The organism is Vreelandella profundi (assembly GCF_019722725.1).
Classification (GTDB): domain Bacteria; phylum Pseudomonadota; class Gammaproteobacteria; order Pseudomonadales; family Halomonadaceae; genus Vreelandella; species Vreelandella profundi.
Map to the genome: position 1 here is coordinate 2587535 of NZ_CP077941.1, position 16623 is coordinate 2604157.

The window sequence follows — 16623 nt, forward strand, 5'->3', positions numbered from 1 at the left end:
ATGCGTACTGAACATGATGCGTTGGGCAGCAGACAAATTGAGGATAAGTACTACTATGGCATCCAGACTCAGCGTGCTCTCGAAAATTTTTCGATCTCGGGGACAACTATCGCTGACATCCCTAGCTATATAGATAGCTTACTGCAAATCAAGAAGGCAGCGGCCATAGCGAACCACCGTGTAGCGGCATTAGGTGATGAGCAACTCTCCGCTATTGTCCTGGCTGCTGATGAATTTATCCACTCGCACAAAGTAGTCCAGTTTCCATTAGACATCTACCAAGGTGGTGGTGGAACCTCCACAAATATGAATGTCAATGAGGTGCTTGCGAACCGTGCAAATGAGATTTTGACAGGAAAAAAAGGTTACGAATCGGTACATCCGAATACTCATATCAACATGTGCCAATCCACCAATGACGTCATTCCTTCAGCCATGAAGATAACGGCACATAGGATGCTAGGCGATCTTGAAAAAGCTCTTTTACGATTCGCCGCTGACCTTGGTCATAAGCAAGTAGAATTCGCTGATGTCGTAAAGCTGGGAAGAACCTGTCTGCAGGATGCATTGCCTCTGACCCTTGGCCAGCAGTTCAGCGGCTACCGCTCCGCCTTTGAAAGATCGGCACGCCACGTGGCTGAAGTACGTAGCCACTGTCTGGAGCTACCGATGGGCGGGACGGCCATCGGTACAGAATTTGGCACTTTCCCTGGATATAAAGAAGCGTTTTATCAAGCGCTATCGAAGAATACCGGAATCAACTTTCAGCCGGAGCCCAACTTCTTTGACGGCCTTCAGAACGCCGACTTCTGGATCTCTGTCTCGGCCGCTCTTAAGACAACAGCAAGTTTGCTAAATAAATTGGCCTCCGACTTGCGGTTAATGGGATCTGGCCCACGATCCGGCCTCGCTGAGGTCAAACTGCCAGCGGTCCAGCCGGGATCATCGATCATGCCCGGCAAAGTTAATCCCGTCATCCCGGAGATGGCTATTCAGGTCTATTTCCGTGTTCTAGGCAATGACCTTAGCATTACCCGTGCATGTGAGGGTGAGCTAGAACTCAACGTTTGGGAGTCACTGATTCTCAACTGCTTTTCTGAATCCAGCCGCCTCCTTATTGAGTGCTTACCGCTATTCAGTGAGAAGTGTCTTGGAAAACTCATCGCCAATCAGGAAAGCTGCGCTCAGAGTGCTGAGAGTTCACTCGCACTCTCCACCGTCATTGCGACACTCTTCGACTATAAGACCGCGTCCGACGTTGCAAAGAAAGCGGAACAAGATGGTAAGAGTATCCATCAGGTGGTCGTAGAGTCTGGCCTACTGTCACTTGAGCAGGCTTCTGAACTGCTAGATCCCAAAGTACTAACCAGTCCCGAGCTGTTTCATGGACTTTATCGAGGAAAACTTCATGTCTGATGTGTAATGTCATCGCCGGAGTTATACTGACCCACGAGCGCCAACTAAAAACTGACCCTCCTGAGGCAGAATGGCCGCCTATTACCATGATCAGGGCGGGGTCGATGTTGACTCAGGAGACTCTTGCGGAAATTCATGTATTACATCCTCAGAGTATTCGCGCCATCGCCCAGAAGTTTGGTATGTGAAGCAACACCGTGCGCCGCTATCTGCGAGATCTGGGCGCGGTGCCCTGCCATCCAGACCGTGCGCAGAAAGCGACTAAGCTAGATCCTGACAAAGGTTATCTGCTGCGGCAAAGCCGCACTGGATTCCCGCAACGGTTCTGTTAAGCGAGATTCAGGGCCGCAGGTATATCGGCGGGATTAGCTAAATCAAGGACTACATTGCCGACTTCAAAACCGTCGAATCTGATCCAGTGATCCGCTTTGAAACGCCGCCTAGCAAACAGATGCAGGTCGATTTTACGACCATGTCCCGTCACCGGTGCAAGATTAAAGCCTTCGTTGTCACGCTGGAGGGGCAGCCGCGTCACCTATGTCCGGTTCTCCGAGCAAAGAACGTCAGGATGACTGGCTACGTGGCATCGAAGAGGTGTGCAAGTACTTTGATAGCGTCCCTAGGGAGATCCTCTTCGACAACGCAAGACCATCATGGGCAAGCGCGACACCTACGATGAAGGCCGCCATCGCTGGAATGCGCAATTATTGGCCACATCTCAGGATTACGGCTTTATCGCTCGTGCCTGTCGACCTTACCGAGTCCGCACGAAGGACATATTTGAGCGCTTCAATGGCTACTTTAATAACGGCTTCATAACGTCTTTAGCCACTACTCTAAACCAGGCCGGACTGCGGCTGGACGTGAGACAGCCAACGCCCATATAGGCCCCAAGCTGGAGCGCGTGGCGCATCAGCGCATCCACGGCACCACCGGTATAAAGCCTCAGATACTGTTGGATCAAGAACACTTTGAATCCATGCCATTATCGTCACGGCCACAGCCAGTCGTTCAGCAAATGCCGGCCTCGACCCGTTCCGAGGGAGAGCTTCCAGCATCCTCTCAGCGCGTCAGACCGATTGCTGGGAGGATTACACGAGGTCGACAGCCTCGCGTTTTAATTCTGGAGAAAAGGTATGCCTTTGCTTGGTCATCTTACATCTCAATCTTATGGGGCATTCTCGCCTAAATGGGTATCCGGTTTCATTAGACCATTAGACTATGCGCTATGCATACGTCTCCTGACCACCTGACGGAAGCCGTCACATACGGGCCAAAATTTTAAGATGTAGACATTTTGTAGACACTGACGAAAAAGGTACAGCGAGGGAAGACGTTGAGGCGGGTAAGTCATTGAAAAATGGTGGGCCCAGTCCGACTTGAACGGACGACCAAGGGATTATGAGTCCCCTGCTCTAACCAACTGAGCTATAGGCCCGAAAAGCGTGCATATCATAGCGAATGTGACGGGTTGAGGCTAGCCCCATTGCGCTATCTTCATGCTGCTGTGGCACTTTATAAGGTTTGGAGGGTCTTTTGGGTAGTGTTTAATCATTTGAGCAGCTCTTCGTTTTGTGGGTAGCTCTTAGTATTTTGGACAATTTTTATGCGGAGGCGCGCTGTGAAAGCATTGATTGCTCTAGTTCCTTTATTGTTAGTCCTGCCGGTACACGCTGATTGGCAGCTTGACCCCGCTCAGTCTCAGGTGCAGGCGTCGATTACCCAGCTAAACGGCGCAGCGCCGCAAACGCATAACCATCAAGTACGCGACCTACAGGGCACTATATCCAGCGACGGCACGCTGCGCCTGCCATTAAAGCTGAGCCAAACCGATATACTTGAGCGCTTTAGCGAACTGCCGCCTTGGATTGGTTTGCTGGCGAACACCACGCTGGTCACGCTGGTGGCGCAAATGCCCCCTGAGCAGCTAGACAATTTGGACATTGGCGAATCGCTGGTTGAGACCCTGGAGTTTAGGGTTGAATCCGATATGGTTAATCAGCAGGAGTCGGTGCCGCTGCGCTTTACCCGCGAAGGCCTAAATGAAATACGCGTTACCCACGCTGAACCGATGGCCATCGATGGTAAGGTTCTAATGGAAAACAGCACGGTGCGTACCGTGCTGTCGATGCTGGGTTACCAAGAAATTGATGAGAACGTGCCGGTGACGCTTAATGCGATGTTAGTGAATCGATAACGATGACACTAAGCGTTTAAGACCTTAGGGTAATCCCCCCATTTTTAGAGGGCTTCAAAAGTAGAGTTCAGGCCGCCATGGCCAGTTTCTGTTGAGGGGTAATGCCTCCGAGGGCCATGTTGGGCCGTTCGTTATTGTAGGTCCATAGCCACTGCGTTGCATATTCCTGAACTTCCTCAATGGAGTGGAACAGGTAGTGGGCCAGCCAGTCGTAGCGCACAGTTCGGTTGTAGCGCTCGATATATGCATTCTGCTGCGGGTTGCCGGGCTGGATAAAGACCAAGGTGATGCTCTGCTTCTCAGCCCAGGCAGCTAGAGTGGCACTGATGTATTCCGGCCCGTTGTCACAGCGAATCTGGGTAGGTTTTCCACGCCACTCGATGATCTGATCCAGCGCTCGCATTACCCGCTCAGAGGGTAAAGACAGATCCACCTCAATGCCCAGGCCTTCCCGGTTGTAATCATCGATCACGTTGAATAGCCGGTAACGTCGTCCATCTTCTAGCTGGTCATGCATGAAATCCATGGACCAACTGGCGTTGATTACTGTGGGCACCACCAGAGGTTCGGGCTTTTCACGTACCAGCCGCTTGCGGGGCTTGATACGCATATTCATTCAGCTCCAGCTCCCGATAAATTCGGTAAACGCGTTTGCGGTTCCAGGGATAGCCTTTCACGTTGCGCAGATACAGAAAGCATAGGCCAAAGCCCCAGTTGCGCTGGTGCTGAGTCAACCGCACCAGCAGGTCGGCAATCTCGGTGTTTTCACTGCTGAGCTTGGCTTGGTAGCGATAGCAGGATTCGCTGACGCTGAAGGTAACGCAGGCCACGCGAATGCTACAACGAGCCTTCGCTACCGCTTTGTATGCCATCTCACGACGGAGAGATGGCTTTACCACTTTCCCTCCAGGGCTTCCTTACGCAGCTCGGACTTGAGACGCTCTTCGGCATACATTTTTTTAAGCCGCCGATTTTCATCTTCGAGCTCTTTCATGCGCTTGATCATGGAGGTATCCATGCCGCCGAATTTGGCTCGCCACTTGTAAAAGCTAGCACTGCTCATGCCGTGTTCACGGCAGAGCTCAGGAACGGGTAGGCCGCTCTCAGCTTGCTTCAGGATTGCCATGATTTGGCTGTCAGAAAAGCGTGATTTTTTCATGCAGAATCTCCTTACGTTTAGCTTACGGAAAATTCTACTTTTGAGCACCCTGGTTTTTCGGGGGGATTACCTTAGCACTTCTATATCTCCTGCCAGAGCCTCGCCGGTTTGTACGCGCCACTGGGCGGCATAGTGCCCGTTGGTGGCAAGCAAACTGGCGTGGCTGCCCCGCTCAGCGACGCGACCTTTCTCGATCACCACGATTTCATCAGCATGAACGATGGTAGAAAGCCGGTGGGCAATCATAATCACCGTACGCCCATGGGCAATGCGCTTTAGGGAACGCTGAATGGCCGCTTCGGTTTCGTTGTCCACCGCACTAGTGGCTTCGTCCAACACCAAGATCGGCGGGTCTTTAAGCAGTGCCCGCGCGAGTGAGAGCCGTTGGCGCTGGCCGCCAGAAAGCAGCACTCCGCGCTCTCCAACGGGGGTATCTAGTCCCTGAGGCAATGTTTCAATAAAACTCCAAGCCTCAGCGGTTTTGGCAGCGTCGATAATCTCGGCTTCATCGGCCTGCGGCTTGCCATAGGTGATGTTGTCTCGAATACTGCCTTCAAAGAGATACACGTCCTGGCTGACTAAGCCAATGGACTGGCGCAGCGAGTTCATACTCACGTCAATAATAGGCTGACCGTCGATCAGTACGCGCCCGGCTTCTGGATCGTAAAAGCGTAGCAGCAGCTTGATTAGCGTCGATTTACCCGACCCAGTGGCCCCCACCAGCGCCAGGGTATTGCCGGCAGGCACATGCAGATTAATTCCATCCACGCCCACTCGGCTAGTTGCGTAATGAAAACTCACGTTTTCAATCGTGACGTCGCCACGCACCGGCTGGGTGAGCGGAGTGGTGCTGGCATCTTTAACCGTGATCGGTACCTCGAGCAGGTCAAGAATCCGGCGTGTGCTGGCCATGGCGCGCTCAAACAGGTCGATCACCTGGGCCAAGCCGGTTAGCGGCCAGAGCAATCGCTGGGTCAGAAACACCAGCACGCCATAAGCACCGACGTTCAGCGAGCCGTTGAGCGCCATCATGCCACCCACGGTAAAGGTGGCCAGAAAGCCCGCCAAAATCGCCATGCGGATAACGGGAATAAACGCTGAGCTGACCTTAATCGCCCGGCGGTTGGCCTCGACATACGCTTCGCTGGCCTGGCGCAGGCGCTGCGCTTCGCGGTCTTCGCTGGTAAAGCTTTTGATCGTCGCAATACCGCTAAGATTGTTAGAAAGCCGGCTAGCTAGATCACCCACCTTCTCACGCACATCGCTATAAAGAGGCCCGGCTTTGCGCTGAAAGAAGAACGCGCCCCAGATAATTAGCGGAATAGGCGTAAAGGCTAGCAGCGCGATCAGCGGCGAAAGCACAAAGAACACCGCGCCCACCGCCACCACGGTGACGACTACCTGAATAAGCGCATTGGCACCGCCGTCTAGAAAACGCTCAAGCTGGTTAACGTCGTCGTTCATGGTGGCCACCAGCTGGCCTGAATTTTTCGATTCGAAGAAGGCCATATCGAGCCGCTGGGCATGCTCGTAGGTGTCTTGGCGCATATCCGCCTGCAGGCGCTGGGCTAAGTTGCGCCAGAGGATTTGAAACAGATACTCAAACAGCGACTCCCCTGCCCAAATAACAAAGGTCAGTATCGCCAGCATGGTGATCTGCTGGTGGGGCGTTTCAAAGCCCAGGCTCGCTACAAAGCTTTGCTCTTGGTTCACCACCACATCAATGGCGACACCAATCAAAATCTCTGGCGCAATATCAAACAGCTTGTTGATAACTGAACAGGTGGTCGCGGCAATAATGCGCCGCCGATAGCCTTTGGCATAGCGCAACAGCCGCATCAAAGCCTGAAAACTGTGTGCAGGAGAGGACACAAGTATTCCTTATTTGAGATTGTTAGCATCCGGCTAAGGCTAGCGAAACACTCGCCGGACTGACAGCAGATTAAGCCGTCGCGGGGGAGCGCCGCACATTGGCCAACAGAGGGCTTCCGGTCGCGGGGTCGGTTATTAGCGTGCACTCTACTTGATAAAGCGTGCGAACTAGCTCTGGCGTCACCACTGACGCGGGCGGCCCTTGCGCGATTATCTGCCCTTCCCGCATCGCCACTAGATGGTCAGCATAGCGGCACGCGCTGGCAAGATCATGCAGCACCATCACAACGGTGCGTCCGTGATGGGCGAGCTCTTTTACCAGTTCGAAGACTTCGATTTGATGGCCAAGATCCAATGCGGAAGTGGGCTCATCTAACAGCAATAGCGGCGTTTGCTGAGCGATGGTCATGGCAATCCAGGCACGCTGACGCTGGCCGCCGGAAAGCGCTTCAATCGGCCTGTCGGCAAGCTGCTCTAAGCCTGCCGCCGCTAAGGCGTGCTGCACAACACGCTGGTCTTCTGCCGACCACTGGCGCAGCCAACCTTGATGCGGCTGCCGGCCAAAGCGGATTAACTCCGTCACAGTTAAGCCTTCCGGAGCGATTGCCTCCTGCGGCAGCAGCGCCAGCTGAGTGGCCAACTGGCGAGAAGGCAATCGCTGAATATCCTCACCGTTCAACAATACGCAACCGCCATCGGGCTTATGCAAGCGAGCCAGCCCCGCCAGTAATGTTGACTTGCCACAGCCGTTCGGCCCAACAATGGCTGTTACCTTTGCGCTAGGCAGGTTGATATCCAGACCATCAATGACCCGCCGCGTGCCGTAGCCCATGCTCAACGCATCAGTAGCCAGCGTTGGCGGCGTTTGAAAATCGTTCATGCGTGACTCCGTTGCGGCCGCATCAAAATCCATAAAAGCCAGGGGCCACCAATAATGGCAGTGACAATACCCACCGGAAGCTCAATCGGCGTCAGCAGGGTGCGCCCCATTAAATCTGCCAGCACCATCACCAGGGCACCGGCAAGCGTTGCCGCGACCACCGGCACGTGGCGTGGAGTAGACAGCGCGCGCGCAATTTCAGGCCCGATCAACCCCACCATGCCCACCGGCCCGGCCACGGCAACGGCAAGCGCCGTCAATACCACCGATAGCAGCAGTATTTGGATACGTCTTACTTTGGCGTTCACCCCAAGCCCGTTAGCCGTCGCTTCGGAAAAACGCAGGATGGTCAGCGAGCGGGCTAACGCCAGTGACGCCACAAATCCCAGCGCGAGGCCGATGCCCAATAGTTGAACGGAGCCACCTGAGCGAGCATTAAGTGATCCTACCGTCCATGGATAAGCGGCGTTGGCGGTATCAATGGCTACTCGCGCCAGCATTAGCTGCGTGATCGCCCCAAATACGGCGCCAACACCGATACCGGCGACGATAAAGCGATAGCCTTGAGTGCCGCTCCCCGCCGCTAGCCCAAAGGTCAGCACTGCAGCGGTCACCGCGCCGGTCAAGGCCATTGCCGAAGGGGCTAGCGAGACGCTCACACCCACAACCGAGGCAACCGCAAACGCCGTAGCGCCGTTATCGATGCCAATAATGCCCGGCGTCGCCAAGCGATTACGGGCCAGTGTCTGCATAAGAATACCGGCCAGGGCGAATGCCCCGCCGGTCAAGCAGGCCGCGACTAAGCGTGGCAGGCGCAATTCCTGAACCATAAATCCAGTCATCATATCGCCCTGCCCCGCCAGCGCAATGATCACCTCGCCAGGCATAAGCGTCAGGCTGCCAAGGCACAGGTAGGCAATAGCGGCACATACTAGCGCGACCATCAGCGCACTGTTGACCCAAACGGCGCGGCGCTCAACCAGAACGCTCGCACCATTTATTTTACGCTCGCCCCACCGCCAGCAACCTGCAGGCGGCTGCACCGGCTCATCGTCAGCAGCGGTGCTGTTTTTTCTGTGTTCTCTGCGATTCCGGACGTCAGATTTCAACCCGCTTGGCCTCATAGAAATGCTCATAGCGTTGGTAGGCGACGGGCACGCACGGCGGCAATCAGCACCGGCGCGCCACAGAGTGCGGTAAGAACCCCCAGCGGCAGCTCAGAAGGCGCCACCACCACTCGCGAAATAATATCAGCCGCTAGAATAATCAAAGGGCCAATTGGCAAGCAAAACCACAGAGTGCGGCGAATATCAGGCCCGGCAAATGCGCGGGCAATAAAGGGCACCACCAGTCCAACGAAGATAATAGGCCCAGCAATCGCCGTTGCCGCCCCCACTAGCAGCGCCACGCAAAGTACCACTAAGGCGCGGATCAGCTGTGGATGATGCCCAAGCCCCGACGCCATACGCTCACCAAGCGCCAGCGCGGAAAGAGGTCGCGCAATTAAAGCAATTAATACGCTACACACCACTGCCGATGGCAACACGGCCAACAGGTCTTCCAAGCGGCGTCCTGCCAAGCTGCCAATCACCCAAAAGCGCACCTCATCGGACGAGCGCTGATCAAATAGCAGCATTAACGAGGTCATTGCCCCGAGCAATGCTGAAAAGGCCGCCCCTGCTAGTACTAGGCGAATGGGATCATTGCCGACCCCACGCCAGCGAGCGACGCCTAATACGCACAGGCAGCCGATCAGCGCCCCCAGCTGCGCCACTGAAATACGCAGCGTTGCCGCACTGGCTCCAAGCACTAACGCTAGCGCCACGGCAAAGGCTGCACCCGCGCTTACGCCCAATAAGCCAGGTTCAGCAAGCGGATTGCGGGCCACCGCTTGTAAAAGCGCCCCCGAAACGCCCAGCGCCATGCCTACCGCAATCCCCATTAAGGTACGCGGCGCACGCAGCTCCCAGACCACGAAATACGCCTCGCTGTCCTCACCGCCCAGCAGCATTGAGAGCGCCTGAGACGGCGAAACGTTACCCGCCCCTACCAGTAAACTAACGAGACTCACCGCCACAAGGGCGGTGAGTAGGCATAACAATAGCGTGCGCTGATTAAGACGTTGCGCACGCGCGAAGACTTTCATGGCCATTCCTTCACGAGCGTATCTATTTACCAAGGACGGTTATACCAAGGACGTTGATACCAAAGACGTTTATGCCACAGATTTTTATAACAAGAATCTTGGCACCTAAAAGCGCTTCAATAGCGAGAGCGCTGGTAGCAAGAGGGCCTACGGCAACAGCGCTTTTTCGATATCGTCCAAAATGGCTTGGGCGGCTAAGGGGCCAGAGGCGCTGCTCCAAACCTGACCATTAACAGGCACAACGTGACCTTGCTGGACAACGTTTAGACGCGTAAAGGCGCTGCTTTGCTCAGCGGCATCAAGTGCCTGCTGGCCTTCATCGTTAAGCGTGGCAAGAAACAACCAGTCGCCGTCGATCATAGACAGGTTTTCAAGGCTCAGAATATCGCTATGCGCGCTGCCTTCTTTAACCAGCCTTTCGTCTTCTACGCTGATACCGGTCGATGCCAGCACACCGGTTGCAAACAGCTCAGTCGACATCACCATGGGGCCTGCGGGCATCCAGCGAGCCAAGTAGGCAGTACCGCCCACCTGTGCTTCGCTTAGGCGCTGGTTAAGCTCAGCCGCGCGCTGTTCAACGCTTTCAAGCGCCTCATCTACCTCGGCCTCTTTACCCAGCGCCTGCCCATAAAGGCGTGACTCTGCCTTCCAACGTTCACGCGACATACCGTTTGATTCAGGTACAACGGTGGGCGCAATGCGCGAAAGCAGTCGGTATTGCTCTTCGGGAAGCTGTGGGGTGGCTAGAATGAGATCCGGCTGCAAGCGAAGCACTGCTTCAATATTGGTTTCGCGTGCAACGCCCACCATTTCCAGCTGGCGAGTATCGATATGCTCACTCATATAGGTCGCTACTTCATTGCCGCCCCGCGTGGCGACCGCACCAATCGGGGTGATTCCAGCCGCGACGGAGGCGTCCAAGGCACCTTCATAAAGCGTCACGACGCGCGCCGGTGAATCAGGCACCTCCACTTTACCAAAGGCGGTATCTAGCTCACGCGCTTGGGCATTGGCGATAAGGCTCGTTAAGAGCACACCTGTTAAACCATGACGCAGTACCGAACGCAGCATTGAGATCCCCTACTTTAAAATAAGTATCGATATAAGTTGATTGGCAAATAATAAACCAGATACCAAATAGTAACGATTATCAAAATCACTTGCACTACTATTTGCTTGAATGCCATGTTCCATATTTTGCAACAGCGCCAATCACGCCAAGGTTTCAATTTACGCAACGAATCGTTCCATAATTTTGCATCGCAAGTGGGAACTTTTCTTTTTAGAATCTCAACCCTATTTGATAATAAATATCATTAGCAAGCAAATCGTATTATCACGGGGTTCGTCATGCAACAATTTACTCGCCGTACATTAACCAGTGCCATCGCACTTGCCGCTATCTCCTCAGCTGCTTATGGCCAAGAAACCACTCCGTTAGACAATATAGTGGTATCTGCCAGTGGCTTTGAGCAAGCCATGGTGGACGCTCCGGCCAGCATCTCGGTGATCTCCCGTGAGGAGCTTGAGCGCACGCGCGTCACTAGCATTGCAGACGCACTGCGCGATATTGAAGGCGTCGATGTCGGTGGCCAAGTGGGTAAAACGGGCGGCAGTAATATCAGTATCCGCGGCATGCCTAGCGACTACACATTGATACTAATCGACGGTCGCCGTCAGAATACAGCGGGCAGCGTTACGCCTAACGGCTTTGGCGAAACCTCGACCAGCTTCTTCCCCCCCGTATCCAGCATTGAACGCATTGAGGTTATTCGTGGGCCGATGTCGACGCTTTATGGCTCCGATGCCATGGGCGGTGTCATCAACATTATTACCCGCCGCGTTGGCCGTGAATGGACAGGGTCGGTGGGCATTGAGAATACCTTTAACCAAGATCGTGACTTTGGCGACCGCAGGGAAATCAACCTCTATACCAGCGGCCCATTGATAGCAGACACACTGGGCATTCAGCTACGCGGACGCCTCTATGAGCGCGACGCATCCGGACTTGTCTACAGCGACGAGAACGGCGATCCGATTGAAGTAAGCCAGCGCGGCCCCAGCCCGGTCGAGGGCGATGTTTATAACCTGGGCGGCAAACTAACCTGGACACCGAACGACAACAATGACCTCTGGGTTGATGGTGAGGTCAATAGACAGCGCTATAACAACGATGAATGCCAGCTGGGCACGCTTGACGGACGCTCTCGTAGCTGCGACCCAGAACCAGGCGAAGCGTTTGGCTACTCTGACGAACTTCGCTTTGAGCGTGAACAAGTCGCAATTGGCCACACGGGCCGGTTTGCATCAGGCACGCTGGAAACCAGCCTAATGCGCAATACCACTGAAACCAAAGGGCGCACCATTCCAGGCGCAATAGGTGAGTCTTACGACGGTTTTCCAGGCATTGTCGGCGGTGAACCGCGCGAGCTTGAGACCACTAATACGGTGCTAGATAGCAAGTTCGTAATGCCGCTAGGCAATCATATGACCACGATAGGTATGCAGTGGTGGGATGCGGAACTTGATGACGGCCTTGCAGGGGAAACCTTCGAGCAAACCACTTGGTCGCTATTTGCTGAAGACGAGTGGCTGTTGCGAGAGGATTTAGCCCTAACCCTAGGCGGTCGCTATGACCATCATGATGCCTTTGGCAGCCAGTTTAGCCCACGCGGTTACTTGGTCTGGAATACCACCCCGGAGTGGACGCTAAAAGGCGGTGTTAGCCGCGGCTATAAGACCCCAACGCTTAATGCACTGCACGCTGGCATTAATGGCGTCACCGGACAGGGTACTGTGCTCACCATCGGTAACCCTAACTTGGAGCCGGAAACCAGCACCAGCAGCGAGATCGGCGCACACTACGATAACCAACAGGGCTTCACCGCCAGCGCGACGCTTTTCTATAACCAGTTTGACGATAAGATCGCCAGTGGCAACGATATCTTGATCGAAAACGATCCGCTGATTCCCGACGGTCTGTATGGCCAAGATATCAATATTGATGAAGCCGTCACCCAGGGCATAGAGCTAGCCGCCAGCTATCAGTTCAATTCCGATTGGCGTTTGAATGCCAATTACACCTATACCGATAGTGAACAGCAAAGCGGCGAAAATGAAGGCGATCCGCTTACCGATACTCCGGAGCACGCGGTCAATGCCACGCTGCGCTGGCAAACCACAGCGAAGCTAGATACATGGCTCTCAGCGGAGTACCGCAGCGAGCGCTACCGTAATCGTGAAGGCGTTCGGGGCGCTCCTTCCTATGATGATTTAGGTGACTTTAAAGCCTACTCGCTATTTCATCTGGGCGGTAATTACGCGGTGACCGACAGCCTTAACCTAAGTGCCACAATCTACAACCTGTTTGATAAGGACTTCGTGGACTACCGCGCCTATGGCGATGGCACTAGCTTTGGCAATGTGTACGCCAATAGTGAGGAAGGCCGCCGCCTGTGGCTGTCCGCCCGCTACGAGTTCTAATTCGTTCCTACTCGCTACTGCTTCAATACTGACTTGATGCCCCGGCCTTCGCTGGGGCTTTTTTATGCTGATAAACCCATCGCCAGAAGACGACGCACTCTACAAATTCATCACCACACCCAGTTGCCCAAAACACAACAGCATGTTCATTTTTTTTATCTCGAAAAGTGGAACTATTAGCAATAGAATAAATATCTCATATGATAAATAATCTCATATGCTAAAAAAAACCATGAGCATCTGTAAGCAATATCATCCCAAGGAACTTAAATGCCTCACTTCTCTCGTCGTGCATTAGCGAATGCCATCGGCCTATCCTCTATGGCCATAGCTGCTGCTGCTGTCGCACAAGAAAACGCCACTCTCGACCCGATGGTTGTTACCGCTTCTGGGTACGAGCAGTCCATTGCCGATGCTCCCGCCAGCATCTCGGTGATTAGCGGGGAGGAGCTGAATCGCCAGTCCTATAGTGATATTACGGATGCGGTCAGAAACATCCCAGGCGTTTATGTTACTGGTGGAGGGGGAGCTCAAGACATCAGTATCAGGGGTATGGATGATAGCTATACCTTGTATTTGATTGATGGCCGCCCCATTTCCGCCGGACGGTCCGTCAATACAAACGGCCAGGATAGCGGCAAACAAATCGGCCTGCCCCCCATTGCAATGATTGAGCGTGTTGAAGTCATCCGCGGCCCTATGTCCTCGCTATATGGTTCGCAAGCAATGGGCGGCGTTATCAACATTATTACCAAAAGCGTGCCAGAAGAATGGTCAGGCCAAGTTGTCACCGAGTACACCCATTCTCTCAATGATATCAACAACGACGCGCAGCAAGTTAGCTTCTATACAGGCGGCCCGCTAATAGAAGGACTGCTGGGTTTACGCGTGCATGGTAGCTGGCAAGGAACAGAAGAGAGTGATTACTTAGGCGGTAGCGATAACGCCGAAAGCACCCCAGACAGCGATACACGCCAGATCGGTGCTGAGTTAATACTCACACCAGACGAGCTGAACGAGTACAGTTTCGGATACACGTCATCGGTTAAAGAATTCACACATAATCCTGGCCGTAGCATTGCCATGATAGATAGCCGTGGCAACCCCGCCACTTCGATTACTTATCGCTACGATAAGGATGTATTCACCCTTGGTCATAAAGGCACTTATGGCGCCTTTATGACGGATACCTATCTGCAACATGATATTTCGGAGCGCGTCAGCCCATCACCTGATGAAAAGCGTGAAGAAGTCACAACCCTTAATAACCAATCAACTTACTTCTGGGGCGATCATATGCTGACCTTTGGTGGTCAGTACCGAGAAGAAGAGCTTGTTGATGATACCAATGGGCTTATTGGCAATAGCCCCAATGCTATGCGTAACGTAGAACGCTGGATTGCCGCGTTGTTCGTCGAAATGGAATGGAGCCTTACGGATGCCTTTAGCGTTACCACGGGTATGCGTTACGACGACGACGAACTATTCGGCGGCCATCTTTCGCCTCGCATTTATGCCAATTATCACCTAACGCCTGAATGGTCGTTAAAAGGCGGCGTATCTACCGGTTATTCCCAGCCTGGGCTTGCCGCCGCGACCGAAGGCTTCGGCCGCGGCACCGGCGGCGGCGGCTCTCCGGCTCCCCATGCGCGCGCACTCATTATTGGGAACGAAGATCTGGAGCCTGAAACCAGCACGAACTATGAAGCCGGCTTTATCTTTAATAGCTCAGACAGACGCCTCACTTCCAGCATAATGCTGTTCCATACGCAGTTTGACGATAAAATTGCAGAGGATCGCTACTGCAACACACCAAACGCAGATCGTAACGACCCTTCCACATGGGAATGCCCATACGCTGGCAATGATTATGTTTTTCTTAGCACTTATCGAAATATCGATGAAGCCGAGATGCAGGGCGTAGAGTTCACACTAGACTACGACTTTACCCAAGATGTGCGCCTAAGCTCTAGCTATACCTATACCGACTCAGAACAAAAATCCGGCGAATTTGCTGGCGAGCCACTGAATAAAATTCCTGAGCATATGTTCAACCTTGCCGTTAATTGGCAGGCAACTCCTGAGCTAAGCCTATGGACACAAGGCAATTATCGTGGATCCACGAGCGACTACCTAGCACGCACTAGCATGGGCGATGGCACACCAGGATATAGCTTCATTGATGCTGGTGTCGTATATGATTTGACTGACCGCGCACAGGTGAAAGCAGGCATCTATAATATCGCCAACAAAGAGGTGACAAATGATGATTATGGCGTCGTATTAGATGGCCGCCAGTACAATCTGGGCCTAACGTTCAACTTTTAGTACCTGCTTAATGAGCTATCCTGATTTGATCCTTTGCCCCGCCTCATGGTGGGGCTTTTTATGAGCGGCTATTGATTGCTTTATTTAAGAGTGATGATAAACAGCACCCTCATGCATTAACGAATGCTAATTATTTGCATTAAGATTTTTAAATGGCACAATAGACACCCTTTAATCGCTGCGGGCCTGACAATGTATGACTTTCACGAACTGTCTGCTTTTGCCGATGTGATGACGACAGGCAGCTTGACGCGCAGTGCTCAAAAACTTGGGTTAGCCAAATCGACCTTAAGTCGTAGAATCAGCCAGCTAGAAGCACGGCTCAATCAGCCGCTGTTGAGGCGCCAGGCAAACCGTCTGATTCCAACAGAGGCCGGGCTGCTGTTTCATACTTACTGCACCGAGCTCCTGGCCATGGCTGCCCATAGCCAGGAAGCGCTCTCGGAGCTGCGTGAGGAGATCAGTGGTGAAATCACGCTTGAAGTACATGGCGCGCTGGCGCGCAGCTGGTTAGCAAGCACAATTGATGCGTTTCTCAATCGTCACCCAAAGGTAGCGCTAACGCTGCACACGCGTGAAACGCCACCAACAAAAATGCACAGCAACAGCGTTCACGTATGGCTTGGCCCAACCCATGAGTGCGGCTTAAATCAGGAGCGTTTGGGGCACTTAAGCCGAGGCCTTTATGCCAGCCCTCAGTATTTAGCTAACGCTGGCATACCCCACCGCCCCGATGAACTTAACCAGCATGCATGGATAGATTTGCTAGGGTCGACCTCAGATGGGTTAATGCTTGCTCACCCTGAACATGGCGAATATACATTTCACCCGCCTCGCTCGCGACTAAAGGTAGACCTCACGAGTCTTCACATTGATGCCATCGCGCGCAGCCAGGGCATCGGTCTTTTATCTCACTGGCTAACCGAGAAGCGTGAACAGCATCACCCGGGCGAGTTGATTAACTGCCTGCCGGGCTGGGAGCCGATCGCGCTGCCGATCACGCTACTTTATGCCTACGGCCATCAAACGCGGCGTACTCATGCACTGCTAGAGTTTTTGCGTAGCCAGATACCGCTACAATGGAAAGCCTCCGCCGCCACGATTTAGTGTAATTGGCGTGTTTGCCTTGCCAGCTAGTCCAC

10 protein-coding genes, 1 tRNA gene and 2 pseudogenes are annotated in these 16623 nt (G+C 53.6%); 6 read left to right on the top strand and 7 right to left on the bottom strand.

Translation table 11 applies throughout. The annotated features are described in order from the left end of the window. Both KUO20_RS11855 and istA read left to right on the top strand, forming a co-directional pair. Positions 1-1416 (top strand): aspartate ammonia-lyase, encoded by a 1416-nt coding sequence (locus KUO20_RS11855; RefSeq protein ID WP_235040063.1) that lies wholly within the window; start codon positions 1-3, stop codon positions 1414-1416. A 104-nt stretch (positions 1417-1520) separates the two neighbouring features. Next, positions 1521-2537 (top strand): annotated as a pseudogene (istA, locus tag KUO20_RS11860) (IS21 family transposase). Positions 2538-2777: 240 nt separating this feature from the next. Here istA and KUO20_RS11865 read toward each other — a convergent pair. Continuing rightward, positions 2778-2854: transfer RNA gene (locus tag KUO20_RS11865), tRNA-Ile, on the bottom strand. A 183-nt stretch (positions 2855-3037) separates the two neighbouring features. On the opposite strand from KUO20_RS11865, the gene KUO20_RS11870 reads away from it, so the two are divergent. Then, positions 3038-3613: a hypothetical protein gene (locus KUO20_RS11870; protein WP_235040064.1), complete on the top strand. Its 576-nt coding sequence runs from the start codon at positions 3038-3040 to the stop codon at positions 3611-3613. 67 nt (positions 3614-3680) lie between these two features. On the opposite strand, the pseudogene KUO20_RS11875 reads toward KUO20_RS11870, so the two are convergent. From KUO20_RS11875 to KUO20_RS11900, 6 genes and pseudogenes are all read right to left on the bottom strand, one after another. Further along, a pseudogene (locus KUO20_RS11875) lies at positions 3681-4772 on the bottom strand (IS3 family transposase). 66 nt (positions 4773-4838) lie between these two features. Then, positions 4839-6611: an ABC transporter ATP-binding protein gene (locus KUO20_RS11880; protein ID WP_235042474.1), complete on the bottom strand. Its 1773-nt coding sequence runs from the start codon at positions 6609-6611 to the stop codon at positions 4839-4841. 103 nt (positions 6612-6714) lie between these two features. Then, entirely contained in the window at positions 6715-7524 is an 810-nt protein-coding gene (locus KUO20_RS11885) for an ABC transporter ATP-binding protein (RefSeq protein ID WP_235040065.1), read from the bottom strand. Next, positions 7521-8648 (bottom strand): FecCD family ABC transporter permease, encoded by a 1128-nt coding sequence (locus KUO20_RS11890; RefSeq protein WP_237673373.1) that lies wholly within the window; start codon positions 8646-8648, stop codon positions 7521-7523. The genes KUO20_RS11885 and KUO20_RS11890 overlap by 4 nt, the downstream gene beginning before the upstream one ends. Before the next feature lie 8 nt (positions 8649-8656). After that, on the bottom strand, positions 8657-9670 hold the full coding sequence (locus KUO20_RS11895) for a FecCD family ABC transporter permease (protein ID WP_235040067.1): 1014 nt from the start codon (positions 9668-9670) through the stop codon (positions 8657-8659). Between the two features lie 147 nt (positions 9671-9817). Further along, complete coding sequence (locus tag KUO20_RS11900) at positions 9818-10741, bottom strand: ABC transporter substrate-binding protein (protein WP_235040068.1); 924 nt, start codon at positions 10739-10741, stop codon at positions 9818-9820. A 279-nt stretch (positions 10742-11020) separates the two neighbouring features. On the opposite strand from KUO20_RS11900, the gene KUO20_RS11905 reads away from it, so the two are divergent. From KUO20_RS11905 to KUO20_RS11915, 3 genes are all read left to right on the top strand, one after another. Beyond that, on the top strand, positions 11021-13153 hold the full coding sequence (locus tag KUO20_RS11905) for a TonB-dependent receptor domain-containing protein (RefSeq protein ID WP_235040069.1): 2133 nt from the start codon (positions 11021-11023) through the stop codon (positions 13151-13153). Between the two features lie 321 nt (positions 13154-13474). Then, positions 13475-15481, top strand: a complete 2007-nt coding sequence (locus tag KUO20_RS11910) for a TonB-dependent receptor domain-containing protein (RefSeq protein ID WP_235040070.1) — start codon at positions 13475-13477, stop codon at positions 15479-15481. Positions 15482-15673: 192 nt separating this feature from the next. Then, the gene (locus KUO20_RS11915) at positions 15674-16588 is read left to right on the top strand and encodes a LysR family transcriptional regulator (RefSeq protein WP_235040071.1); all 915 of its coding nucleotides are present in this window, start codon (positions 15674-15676) and stop codon (positions 16586-16588) included. Positions 16589-16623: the final 35 nt, after the last annotated feature.

What these genes read in the sequence shown, in the direction of transcription:
- KUO20_RS11855 (WP_235040063.1), top strand. Translation starts at nt 1, where the DNA reads ATGCGTACTGAACATGATGCGTTGGGCAGCAGACAAATTGAGGATAAG.
- KUO20_RS11895 (WP_235040067.1), bottom strand. Translation starts at nt 9,670, where the DNA reads ATGAAAGTCTTCGCGCGTGCGCAACGTCTTAATCAGCGCACGCTATTG.
- KUO20_RS11915 (WP_235040071.1), top strand. Translation starts at nt 15,674, where the DNA reads ATGTATGACTTTCACGAACTGTCTGCTTTTGCCGATGTGATGACGACA.
- KUO20_RS11910 (WP_235040070.1), top strand. Translation starts at nt 13,475, where the DNA reads ATGGCCATAGCTGCTGCTGCTGTCGCACAAGAAAACGCCACTCTCGAC.
- KUO20_RS11885 (WP_235040065.1), bottom strand. Translation starts at nt 7,524, where the DNA reads ATGAACGATTTTCAAACGCCGCCAACGCTGGCTACTGATGCGTTGAGC.
- KUO20_RS11880 (WP_235042474.1), bottom strand. Translation starts at nt 6,611, where the DNA reads ATGCGGCTGTTGCGCTATGCCAAAGGCTATCGGCGGCGCATTATTGCC.
- KUO20_RS11890 (WP_237673373.1), bottom strand. Translation starts at nt 8,648, where the DNA reads ATGAGGCCAAGCGGGTTGAAATCTGACGTCCGGAATCGCAGAGAACAC.
- KUO20_RS11905 (WP_235040069.1), top strand. Translation starts at nt 11,021, where the DNA reads ATGCAACAATTTACTCGCCGTACATTAACCAGTGCCATCGCACTTGCC.
- KUO20_RS11900 (WP_235040068.1), bottom strand. Translation starts at nt 10,741, where the DNA reads ATGCTGCGTTCGGTACTGCGTCATGGTTTAACAGGTGTGCTCTTAACG.